Annotated in this window: 8 protein-coding genes; 1 reads left to right on the forward strand and 7 read right to left on the reverse strand. The window is 56.9% G+C overall.

From position 1 onward, the window contains the following. Nucleotides 1-43 precede the first annotated feature (43 nt). The 7 genes from oppF to ACSBQV_RS05010 form a co-directional block, all read right to left on the reverse strand. The gene (gene oppF, locus ACSBQV_RS04980; protein WP_019452737.1) at nucleotides 44-1,045 is read right to left on the reverse strand and encodes a murein tripeptide/oligopeptide ABC transporter ATP binding protein OppF; all 1,002 of its coding nucleotides are present in this window, start codon (nucleotides 1,043-1,045) and stop codon (nucleotides 44-46) included. Continuing rightward, the gene (locus ACSBQV_RS04985; protein WP_033650227.1) at nucleotides 1,042-2,058 is read right to left on the reverse strand and encodes an ABC transporter ATP-binding protein; all 1,017 of its coding nucleotides are present in this window, start codon (nucleotides 2,056-2,058) and stop codon (nucleotides 1,042-1,044) included. Before ACSBQV_RS04985 ends, oppF begins: the two co-directional genes overlap by 4 nt. 11 nt (nucleotides 2,059-2,069) lie before the next feature. After that, nucleotides 2,070-2,978, reverse strand: coding sequence for an oligopeptide ABC transporter permease OppC (gene oppC, locus ACSBQV_RS04990; protein ID WP_033643297.1), 909 nt, complete (start codon nucleotides 2,976-2,978; stop codon nucleotides 2,070-2,072). 14 nt (nucleotides 2,979-2,992) lie between these two features. Beyond that, on the reverse strand, nucleotides 2,993-3,913 hold the full coding sequence (gene oppB, locus ACSBQV_RS04995) for an oligopeptide ABC transporter permease OppB (protein ID WP_004932150.1): 921 nt from the start codon (nucleotides 3,911-3,913) through the stop codon (nucleotides 2,993-2,995). 83 nt (nucleotides 3,914-3,996) lie between these two features. Further along, nucleotides 3,997-5,634 carry an oligopeptide ABC transporter substrate-binding protein OppA gene (gene oppA, locus ACSBQV_RS05000; RefSeq protein WP_033643298.1) on the reverse strand — a complete coding sequence of 546 codons (1,638 nt, stop codon included), beginning with the start codon at nucleotides 5,632-5,634 and terminating at the stop codon, nucleotides 3,997-3,999. A gap of 149 nt (nucleotides 5,635-5,783) precedes the next feature. After that, nucleotides 5,784-7,421, reverse strand: a complete 1,638-nt coding sequence (locus ACSBQV_RS05005; RefSeq protein ID WP_033650226.1) for an ABC transporter substrate-binding protein — start codon at nucleotides 7,419-7,421, stop codon at nucleotides 5,784-5,786. Nucleotides 7,422-8,116: 695 nt separating this feature from the next. Continuing rightward, the gene (locus tag ACSBQV_RS05010) at nucleotides 8,117-8,761 is read right to left on the reverse strand and encodes a YchE family NAAT transporter (RefSeq protein WP_015378089.1); all 645 of its coding nucleotides are present in this window, start codon (nucleotides 8,759-8,761) and stop codon (nucleotides 8,117-8,119) included. Nucleotides 8,762-9,290: 529 nt separating this feature from the next. Here ACSBQV_RS05010 and adhE point away from each other — a divergent pair. Beyond that, nucleotides 9,291-11,963, forward strand: a complete 2,673-nt coding sequence (gene adhE, locus ACSBQV_RS05015; RefSeq protein WP_046898916.1) for a bifunctional acetaldehyde-CoA/alcohol dehydrogenase — start codon at nucleotides 9,291-9,293, stop codon at nucleotides 11,961-11,963. The last annotated feature ends 96 nt before the right edge of the window (nucleotides 11,964-12,059 follow it).

Genomic DNA, 12,059 nt, shown 5'->3' on the forward strand with positions numbered 1-12,059 from the left:
CCCGCTGAATAAGCGGGGCTTTTTGTTGCCGGCTAGCGGCGCATTACAGCGGATCGACCTTCAGGCACGAAACCGCATGGCGGAAACTGCCCTCCAGCAGCGGGCGCGTCTTGGCGCACTCCGGCCCGGCGATCGGGCAGCGGGTGCGGAACACGCAGCCGGACGGCGGGTTGATCGGCGAAGGCAGCTCCCCTTCCAACAGCTGGATCTGCTTTTCCTTCTCCTTGTCCGGATCCGGGATCGGCACCGCCGACATCAGCGCCTTGGTGTAAGGGTGCTGCGGATTGTGGTACACCTCGTCATAGGTGCCCAGCTCCACCGCATGGCCCAGATACATCACCAGCACGCGATCGGAAATGTGCTTCACCACCGCCAAATCGTGGGCGATAAAGATCAATGACAGCCCCATTTCGCGCTGCAGCTGCTGCAGCAGGTTCACCACCTGCGCCTGAATCGACACGTCCAACGCGGAGACCGGCTCGTCGCAGATCACCAGCTTCGGTTCGAGGATCAGCGCGCGCGCGATGCCGATACGCTGGCACTGGCCGCCGGAGAACTCGTGCGGATAACGGTTGATCAGGTTAGGCAGCAGGCCGACCTTCAGCATCATCGCCTTGACCTTGTCCTTCACTTCCTGACGCGGCATTTTCGGGTAGTAGGTGCGCAGCGGCTCGGCGATGATTTCGCCGATGGTCATGCGCGGGTTGAGCGAAGCCAGCGGATCCTGGAAGATCATCTGGATATCGCTGCGTGTTTTGCGCCAGTCGGCGTCGCTCATGCCCAGCAGATCTTTACCCAGCCAGGCGACGCGCCCGCTGGTGGCCTTCACCAGGCCGATGATGGCGCGCGCGAAGGTGGATTTGCCGCAGCCGGATTCGCCGACCACGCCCAGGGTTTCCCCTTCGAACAGCCGCAGCGTAACGCCGTCGACCGCCTTCAGGGTTTTCGGCGGCTGCCAGAACCACTGCTTGTCGTCATGAATGTCGAAGTGCACTTTCAGATCGGCCACTTCGAGCAGCACTTTCTTGTCGGTTACCGCTGTCATACCAACGCCTCCACCGGTTTAAAGCAGGCGCGCAGGCGCCCTTCCCCAAATTGCTCCAACGGCGGAGCGCTCGCGCACTGTTCCATGGCGTACGGGCAGCGCGGCTGGAACGGGCAGCCTTTCGGCAACCGCAGCAGGTTCGGCGGGTTGCCGGGAATAGTCAGCAACGCCTCGCCTTCGGCATCGAGACGCGGCACCGCGTTCAACAGACCGATGGAATACGGGTGGCTCGGCTGGTAGAACACCTCGCGCGCGCTGCCGTATTCCATGGTACGCCCGGCGTACATCACCAGCACCTTGTTGCAGATGCCGGCCACCACGCCCAGATCGTGGGTGATCATGATGATGGCGGTGTTGAACTCGCGCTTCAGCTCGTTGAGCAACGTCATGATCTGCGCCTGGACGGTCACGTCCAGCGCGGTGGTCGGTTCATCGGCGATCAGCAGCTTCGGCCGGCACAGCAGCGCCATGGCGATCATCACGCGCTGGCGCATGCCGCCGGAAAACTCGTGCGGGTACATGCGCATGCGCTTGCGCGCTTCCGGCATTTTCACCGCGTCGAGCATGCGCACCGACTCTTCGAAGGCTTCGCTTTTACTCATTTTCTTATGCAGCATCAGCACTTCCATCAGCTGTTCGCCAACGCGCATATAAGGGTTCAGCGAGGTCATCGGGTCCTGGAAGATCATCGAGATTTCCTCGGCCCGCAGTTTGTTGAGCTGATTTTCCGGCAGGTTGAGGATTTCACGGCCGTTGAATTTGGCCGAGCCGCCGATGCGGCCATTGCTGGCCAGCAGCCCCATCAGGGCGAACGCGGTCTGCGATTTGCCGGAGCCGGATTCACCGACGATGCCCAGCGTTTCACCGGCGCGCAGATCGAAGTTCAGATCGTTCACCGCCGTCACGTCGCCGTCCGGGGTGGAAAACGTGACGCGCAGGTCTTTCACGTCCAGCAGCGGCGACGCTTTGACGCCGGTGGCGGTTTGCAGTTGAGGATGTTCAATGGTGCTCATGGTTGCACTCCTTAACGATCTTTCGGGTCGAGGGCGTCACGCAGGCCATCGCCGATAAAGTTGAAACAGAACAGAGTGACGACCAGGAAACCCGCCGGGAACAGCAGCAACCACGGTGAAACTTCCATTGAGTTGGCGCCGTCGCTGAGCAATGCGCCCCAGCTGCTCAACGGTTCCTGCGTGCCCAGCCCCAGGAAGCTGAGGAAGGATTCGAACAGGATCATGCTCGGCACCAGCAGCGAGGCATACACCACCACCACGCCGAGGACGTTAGGCACGATATGCCGCAGCACGATGTTGCGCGTGGAGACGCCGCACACCAGCGCCGCTTCGATGAACTCCTTGCGCTTCAGGCCAAGGGTTTGCCCGCGCACGATACGCGCCATATCCAGCCACGACACCATGCCGATCGCCACGAAGATCAGCAGGATATTCTGTCCAAAGAAGGTCACCAGCAGGATAACGAAGAACATGAACGGGAAGGAGTTGAGGATCTCCAGCAGGCGCATCATCACCGAGTCGACCTTACCGCCCAGATAGCCGGACATCGCGCCGTACAGGGTGCCCACCACTACCGCCACCAGCGCGGCGGCCACGCCGACCATCAGCGAGATGCGCCCGCCGATCGCCACGCGCACCAGCAGATCACGTCCGGAGGAGTCGGTGCCGAAGTAGTGCCCCGATTCCATGCTCGGCGCGGCGGACATCATCGCCCAATCCGTATCGTCGTAGGCAAATTGCGACAGCATCGGCGCCAGCACCACAAACAGCGTGATCAGCGCCAGAATGAACAGGCTGCCGACCGCCGCGCGGTTGTGCATAAAGCGCCGACGCGCGTCTTGCCACAGGCTGCGCCCTTCCACTTCCAGCTTCTCGCTGAAGTGCTCCAGAGCTTCGCTGTTCTTTTTAGTCAACATCATTCGCGTGCTCCAGATTAATAACGGATTTTCGGATCGATGACCGCATACAGCACATCGACGATCGCGTTGAACAGAATGGTCAGAGCGCCCACCAGAATGGTCAGGCTCAACACCAGGGAGTAGTCGCGGTTCAGCGCGCCGTTAACGAACAGCTGGCCGATCCCCGGCAGACCGTAGATGGTTTCGATCACCATCGAGCCGGTGATGATCCCGACGAACGCCGGGCCCATGTAGGACAGTACCGGCAGCAGCGCCGGCTTCAGCGCGTGGCGGAAAATGATGCGGCGCATCGGCAAACCTTTGGCGCGCGCGGTGCGAATGAAGTTGGAGTGCAGCACTTCAATCATCGAGCCGCGCGTGATACGGGCGATGCTGGCGATATAGGCCAGCGACAGCGCCACCATCGGCAAGATGATGAACTTAGGCGCGCCGCCGTTCCAGCCGCCGCCCGGCAGCCATTTCAACGTAATCGCGAAGATCAGCACCAAGAGCGGCGCCACCACGAAACTGGGTATCACCACCCCGGTCATGGCGAACCCCATCACCGTATAGTCCCATTTGGTGTTTTGATTCAACGCCGCGATCACGCCGGCGCTAACGCCCAGCACCACCGCCAACAGAAACGCGGCCAGACCGAGCTTGGCAGACACCGGGAAAGAACTGGCCACCAAATCGTTGACCGAATAGTCCTTGTATTTAAAGGACGGGCCGAAGTCTCCCTGCGCAAGCTGCGCCAGATAATGACCGTACTGTTTCCAGATCGGGTCGTTCAAATGGTATTTGGCTTCGATATTCGCCATGACTTCCGGCGGCAATGCGCGTTCCCCGGTAAATGGACTGCCGGGCGCGAGGCGCATCATGAAGAATGAGATGGTAATAAGGATAAATAGTGTCGGGATCGCTTCCAACAAGCGACGAAGTATAAATTTCAGCATTGCCCTAACCCTGTGCGACAGCCTGATGACGGCTTATTATTCTCAACATGGGCCGGCGGCCTGCGCCGCCGGCTCTTACCGTATCAATGCTTGATGATGTACAGGTTTTTGTCGTACACGTTATCAAGCGGGTCTTTGCCGGTGTAGCCACCGACGTAAGGTTTCACCAAACGGGCGTTCACGTAGTAATACAGCGGAACGATGGCGGAATCTTTATCCAGCTGCACTTCCGCTTTCTGATACAGGTCGGCGCGTTCGTCTTTGGTCTTCGCGGTCAACACGTTGGCCATCAGTTTGTCGAACTCGGCGCTCTTATAGTGCGGGGTGTTACTGCTGCTGTCGGACAGCATCATGTTCAGGAACGAGCTCGGCTCGTTGTAGTCGGCGCACCAGCCGGCGCGCGATACGTCATAGGTGCCCTGATGGCGGGTATCCAGGAAGGTTTTCCACTCCTGGTTCACCAGCTTCACGTCCACGCCCAGGTTTTTCTTCCAGATAGAGGCGGCGGCGATCGCCAGCTTCTTGTGCAAGTCGGAGGTGTTGTACAGCAGGGAGAAGGTCAGCGGTTTACCCGGGCCGTAGCCGGCGTCCGCCAGCAGTTTCTTCGCCACTTCGTTGCGTTTTTCCTGCGTCCAGCCGAACCACTCCGGCGGGGTCAGCTTGGCGCCGTCGGTGTATGGCGGCGTAAAGCTGTAGGCCGGCAGATCGCCCTGGTTTTTCACCTTGTTGACGATAATGTCGCGGTCCATGCCCAGCTTCAGCGCTTCACGCACGCGCGCATCGGTGAACGGCGCCTTCTGGTTGTTGATTTCGTAATAGTAGGTGCACAGATAAGGATCGACGTGCACCTCTTTCGGGATCTCTTTCTTCAACTTCTGGAACAGTTCGATCGGCATGTTGTTGTAGGTCATGTCGATTTCACCGGTGCGGTAGCGGTTAACGTCGGTCACTTCCGACGAAATAGGCAGGAACGTCACTTTATTGATGATGGTTTTGGCGTTATCCCAGTATTCCGGGTTACGTTCCAGTACGATGCGTTCGTTGACAACCCAGTCTTTCAGTTTGTAGGCGCCATTGCTGACGTAGTTGGCCGGCAGCGTCCACTTCTCGCCAAACTTCTCTACCGCGTCCTTATAGACCGGTTTCATGGCGTAGTGCGGGGTCATTTCAACCAGATAAGGCACCGGCTCGCTCAGGGTCACCTGGAAGGTGTGGTCGTCGATGGCCTTCACGCCCAGCGTCGACTTGTCTTTTTTACCGGCGATGATGTCATCGACGTTTTCTACGTGGGCGTACTGCAGGTAGCTGGCGTAAGGCGACGCGGTTTTCGGATCCACCACGCGCTGCCAACTGTATACGAAATCTTGCGCCGTCACCGGCTTGCCGTTGGACCATTTGGCGTCTTTACGCAGGTGGAAGGTCCAAACTTTGAAATCCTTGTTATCCCAGCTTTCCGCGACGCCCGGCACGATGGAACCGTCCGGACTGTTGTTCGCCAGACCTTCCATCAGATCGCGGGTCACGTTGTTTTCCGGCACGCCCTCGATTTTATGCGGGTCAAGCGACTGCACTTCGGAACCGTTGTTCTTGACGATTTCTTGCTTGTCGGCCAGTTGCACGCCTGCAGGAACGTCGGCCGCGAAGGCGGAGGTGGTTGCTGTGATGCCGAGCGCGGCGATGACGCCGGCGGCAATGAGGGTTTTCTTCGTGATGTTGGTCATACTTATCGACTCCAGTTTTTTATTATCACAGGCTCTTCGTGGAACCTGCGTTGCCCGTAAGCGGACTCTGTTTTCCCGCCGCTGCGGAACGAATGCGGCGGCGGGCCTTCCCCATATTCCCCTGCAGTTCAGCGTGAGGAATACCCCTTTTACTGCTTGATGATGTACAGATTTTTAACGTCGGTATAGTCCAGCGGATCTTTGCCGGTGAACCCGCCTACCGTCGGTTTGATCAAACGCGCGCTGACGCGGTAATACACCGGAATCAATGCGGAGTCTTTGTCCAACTGCGTTTCCGCCTGTTGGTAGAGCGCGGCGCGCGCGGCTTCATCCGGCGCCTTCAGCGTGGCGGCCATGATGGCGTCGAACGCCGGGCTCTTGTAAAACACGGTGTTGATGCTGCTGTTGGACAGCACCAGGTTCAGGAAGGCGCTCGGCTCGTTGTAATCCCCGCACCAGGTGGCGCGCGCCACGTCGTACTGCCCCTGATGGCGGCTTTCCAGCGAGGTCTTCCACTCCTGGTTGCGCAGCGTGACGTCGGCGCCGAGGTTCTTCTTCCACATCGATGCGGCGGCGATCGCCTGCTGTTTGTTTTGATCGGAGGTGTTGTACAGCAGCGAGAACTTCAGCGGCTTGGCGGCGCTGTAACCCGCTTCCGCCAGCAGTTTTTTGGCTTCGGCGTTGCGCTGTTCCTGGCTCCAGCCGGCCCACGCGGGCTGCGTGAAGTTGGCGCCTTCGGTGAAGGTCGGCGTGAAGCTGTAGGCCGGGATCTGCCCCTGGCCCATGATTTTGTTGGCGATAATGTCGCGATCCAGCGTCATCTTCACCGCCGCACGCACCCGCGGATCGGTGAACGGCGCCCGCTGGTTATTGAGTTCGTAATAGAAAGTGCACAGATAAGGGTTAACGTGCAGTTGCTCGGGCACTTCGCGCTTCATTTTGACGTACAGGTACGGCGGAATGGCGCTGTTGGTGATATCGATCTCGCCGCTGCGGAAGCGATTGACGTCGCTGACTTCAGAAGCGATCGGCAGGAAGGTCGCCTGGTTGATCACCGTCTGCTTGTTATTCCAGTAGCTCGGGCTGCGCTCCAGCACAATGCGCTCGTTCACCACCCACTCTTTCAGGCGGTAAGCGCCGTTGCCGACATAGTTGGCGGGCAGCGTCCATTTGTCGCCGAATTTCTCCACCACCGCGCGTTTGACCGGTTTGAGCGACGTGTGGCTCAGCATGCTGATGAAATACGGCACCGGTTCGCTCAGGGTCACCTGCAGCGTTTGATCGTCCAGCGCCTTGACGCCGAGAGTCTGCGGGCTCTTTTTGCCGGTCAGGATGTCGTCGATATTCTCGACTTTGGTGTACTGCAGGTAACTGGCGTAGGGAGAAGCGATCTTCGGATCGGCCAGGCGCTGCCAACTGTAGACGAAGTCTTGCGCGGTGACCGGGCTGCCGTCGCTCCACACCGCGCCGGGGCGCAGGTGGAAGGTCCACTGCCGATAATCCTGGTTTTCCCAGCTCGCTGCCGCCGCCGGCACTACATGCCCGTTGGCGTCGGTGCTCACCAGCCCTTCCAGCAGGTTAAGAATGATATTGCTCTCGGGTACGCCCTCGACCTTATGCGGATCCAATGAAGCCACTTCGCTGCCGTTGTTGATGACAATATTCTGCTGCTGCGCCAATTGGACGCCGGCCGGAACCTCCGCCGCCAAACTGCTATTTACGGCGATGACGCTCAACGCGCCGCTAATCAACAAGGTCAAAGAAGTGCGCTTCAGGGTTTGCTGCATAATCGAGGCTCCTTTTCACCGACAAGCATCGCTTATCGAAGTTTGTGAAGTGTTTATAAGAATTCTAAATAAACGGATACCAGCAAAAATCATTCCCGTTTTTATGGCGCATTTCAGTTAATTGACCACGGGAAAGTTGCTCGGAAATTAGCAGAAGCCAAATTCCATAGCCAATAAATTTTACAAAAATGTTAAGCAATTCTCTTTTATCGCACCAAGCCCGATCCAGCCCTTGTGATGAAGGGCAAGGAGAAACATGAAAACAGCTTTGATTTTAAAGGAGAAAACTCAAAATTAGTTTCATTTGAAACTGTCGACACAATCCCGTCGCCACACAAAGAAACATTCAGTTAACAAACCAGCCATTCAAAGAACAAACACCTGCCTACAGGCGGTTAATCACTAATAACACCTGGATGAAAGTGAGACAAGCCCCACAGAATGATGTGATTAATTTAACAACAGCTTTACCGTTTAACGAGGAGAAAACGCGCGGAAATGGGGAAAGAAAAGTGTCTGAAATAACGCTTAGCGTTTTTTTTAAGCAGCAACATGAGATTTATGCAACATAAGAGTGCAATGGCATAAATTTTATTCATCTTGTGCACTATAATAATGCGAACCAATAAATAATTTAACTTTTAAAATTAATTTTAGCCGCGCTCAAGGACAGAGACGCGGCCAAACGAGAGCGATTACAGCAGGCCGGGGAATATCGCCTTAATGCCGGTAACGATAAATTCGATCCCGAGCGCCATCAGCAACAGGCCCATGATACGGGTGATCACGTTGATGCCGGTCTGCCCAAGCAAACGCACCAACAGCGGCGCGGCGCGGAACAATAACCAGCAGCAAAAAGCGAATAAGGCGATCGCCACCGTAAAGCCGAGCAGGCTTTGCCAATTGTGATAACGGGAACTCCACACGATGGTGGAACTGATCGCCCCCGGCCCCGCCATCAACGGCAGCGCTAACGGCACCACGCCGATGCTTTCGCGGATCGCGCTCTCTGATTTCTCCTGTTTGTTCTGCTTATCTTCACCCAGCTTGCCGCTGATCATCGACATGGCGATGGTCACCACCAAAATACCGCCGGCGATGCGGAACGAATCGATGGAGATGCCGAACATCCGCAATATCCCTTCACCCAGGAACAGCGATGTCCATAGAATGATGGCAACCGACAGGTTGGCGGTCAGGTTGGTTTTATTGCGCCCCGCTTCCGCCTGGTAACTGGTCATGCTGATAAACACCGGCAAGATGCCCACCGGGTTGACCAGCGCAAACAGACCGACAAAGAACTTGATAAAGCCGGAAAGATCCAACAGAGATTGGCCCACAGATGGCTCCGCGTTAATTGCTGTAAAGGTGTGCTGACTATGCGCGCTAATGTAATGGAATTGCCGCGGGTAATCCATCCGGCCAGAGCAGCATTTTTGACTACCAGCAAGTTAGGCAACAAAACAAATGCCCTTTGTTAAAGTGATGTATGGCCTTTTGATTTTTTATGTTGAAAAAAGAGTCGCCGATCACAGTTATTGAGAATCACTCTCAAAAACACCAAGCTGAAAGGTGTCAGCTTGCACTTTTCATGATTTAGATCACAAATCAACTACCCAACAGTGGGTAAGCTCTTAGTCGTAGTCAGGGAGTAGAACAAAGTAGGCCGCGGCATCGCCGGTTCCGTTCTCCTCACTGCCTGCCCCTCCAGTTGGCGTAGGGTGAAGCTCTTTAAGCAAATCAGCAGCATGCGAAGAAATAACGCGGGAAGACCCCGGTATTCTCATCACCGCTTATCCCCGTTACGACTATACTAGTGGCTCGCACGGCTTATTTACTGAAAGAGTTTAACATTATCAGGAGAGCATTATGGCTGTAACGAATGTCGCTGAACTGAACGAGCTTGTCGCCCGTGTCAAAAAAGCCCAGCGCGAATATGCCAACTTCACTCAAGAGCAAGTGGATAAAATCTTCCGCGCTGCCGCCCTCGCCGCTGCTGATGCCCGTATCCCGTTGGCCAAAATGGCCGTGGAAGAATCCGGAATGGGTATCGTCGAAGACAAAGTGATCAAAAACCACTTCGCTTCCGAGTACATCTACAACGCCTATAAAGATGAAAAAACCTGTGGCATCCTGTCTGAAGATGACACTTTCGGTACCATCACCATCGCCGAACCTATCGGCCTGATTTGCGGTATCGTTCCTACCACCAACCCAACTTCTACCGCGATCTTCAAAGCGCTGATCAGCCTGAAAACCCGCAACGGCATCATCTTCTCGCCGCACCCGCGTGCGAAGAATGCCACCAACAAAGCCGCCGACATCGTGCTGCAAGCCGCTATCGCCGCCGGCGCGCCGAAAGACATCATCGGTTGGATCGACCAACCTACCGTCGAGCTGTCCAACCAGCTGATGCACCACCCTGACATCAACCTGATCCTGGCCACCGGTGGCCCGGGCATGGTGAAAGCCGCCTACAGCTCCGGCAAACCGGCAATCGGCGTAGGCGCCGGTAACACGCCGGTCGTGGTGGACGAGACCGCAGACATCAAACGCGTGGTCGCCTCTATCCTGATGTCCAAAACCTTCGACAGCGGCGTTATCTGCGCTTCCGAACAGTCGGTCATCGTCGTTGACGCTATCTATGATGCGGTACGCGAGCGCTTCGCTTCCCACGGCGGCTATCTGCTGCAGGGCAAAGAACTGAAGGCGGTGCAGGACATCATCCTGAAAAACGGCGGCCTGAACGCGGCCATCGTCGGGCAATCCGCGCCGAAAATCGCCGAAATGGCAGGCATTAAAGTGCCGGCCAACACCAAAGTGCTGATCGGTGAAGTGAAGCTGGTCGACGAGTCCGAACCTTTCGCCCATGAAAAACTGTCGCCGACGCTGGCGATGTACCGCGCCAAAGACTTCGAAGACGCCGTCGCCAAAGCCGAAAAATTGGTCGCCATGGGCGGTATAGGCCACACCTCTTGCCTGTATACCGACCAGGATAACCAAACGGCTCGCATCGCCTACTTCGGCGATAAAATGAAAACGGCTCGCATCCTGATCAACACCCCGGCTTCTCAGGGCGGTATCGGCGACCTGTATAACTTCAAACTCGCGCCTTCGCTGACGCTGGGTTGCGGTTCCTGGGGTGGTAACTCCATCTCTGAAAACGTCGGACCTAAGCACCTGATCAACAAGAAAACTGTAGCGAAGCGAGCAGAAAACATGTTGTGGCATAAACTTCCGAAATCGATCTACTTCCGCCGTGGCTCGCTGCCAATCGCGCTGGAAGAAGTGGCGACCGACGGGGCGAAACGCGCCTTCATCGTGACCGACCGTTTCCTGTTCAACAACGGCTATGCTGACCAGATCACCAAGGTTCTCAAGTCACACGGCATCGAAACCGAAGTGTTCTTCGAAGTGGAAGCCGATCCGACGCTGAGCATCGTGCGTAAAGGCGCCGAGCAGATGAACTCCTTCAAACCGGACGTCATCATCGCGCTGGGCGGCGGCTCGCCGATGGACGCCGCGAAAATCATGTGGGTGCTGTACGAACATCCTGAAACCCACTTCGAGGATCTGGCGCTGCGCTTCATGGACATCCGAAAGCGTATCTACAAGTTCCCGAAAATGGGCGTCAAAGCGAAGATGATCGCCATCACCACGACGTCAGGCACCGGTTCGGAAGTCACGCCATTCGCCGTCGTAACCGACGACGCCACCGGGCAGAAATACCCGCTGGCCGACTATGCGCTGACCCCGGACATGGCGATTGTCGACGCTAACCTGGTGATGAACATGCCGAAATCCCTGTGCGCCTTCGGCGGCCTGGATGCGGTGACCCACGCGCTGGAAGCCTACGTGTCGGTGCTGGCGAACGAATACTCTGACGGCCAGGCGCTGCAAGCGTTGAAACTGTTGAAAGAGTATCTGCCGGCCAGCTATAAAGAAGGCGCGAAGAACCCGGTTGCCCGTGAACGCGTGCACAACGCCGCCACCATCGCCGGTATCGCTTTCGCCAACGCCTTCCTCGGGGTTTGTCACTCCATGGCGCACAAACTGGGTTCGGAGTTCCACATTCCGCACGGCCTGGCGAACGCGATGCTGATTTCCAACGTCATTCGTTACAACGCGAACGACAACCCGACCAAGCAAACGGCCTTCAGCCAGTACGACCGCCCTCAGGCGCGCCGCCGCTACGCTGAAATCGCCGACCACCTCGGCCTGAGCGCACCGGGCGACCGCACCGCGCAGAAGATTGAGAAGTTGCTGGCCTGGCTGGACGAGCTGAAAACCGAGTTGGGCATCCCAGCTTCCATCCGTGAGGCGGGTGTGCAAGAAGCCGACTTCCTGGCGAAAGTCGACAAGCTGTCGGAAGACGCTTTCGACGACCAATGCACCGGCGCCAACCCACGCTATCCGCTGATTGCCGAACTCAAGCAAATCATGCTGGATACCTTCTATGGTCGCGAATTCAGCGAAACGGTGGAAGAGGAAGCGGCTGCACCGGTCGCAGCCAAAACCGCGGTAAAGAAGTCCAAGAAATAACGGTTCCGTGAACCGATGAAAAAACCCGCCGAATGGCGGGTTTTTTATTGCGCCTGGCGCGCGGTTTTTCTTATCCCGCCGCCAAAACGCCTCAGC

This window comes from Serratia sp. B501, assembly GCF_051172315.1.
GTDB lineage: Bacteria > Pseudomonadota > Gammaproteobacteria > Enterobacterales > Enterobacteriaceae > Serratia > Serratia ureilytica.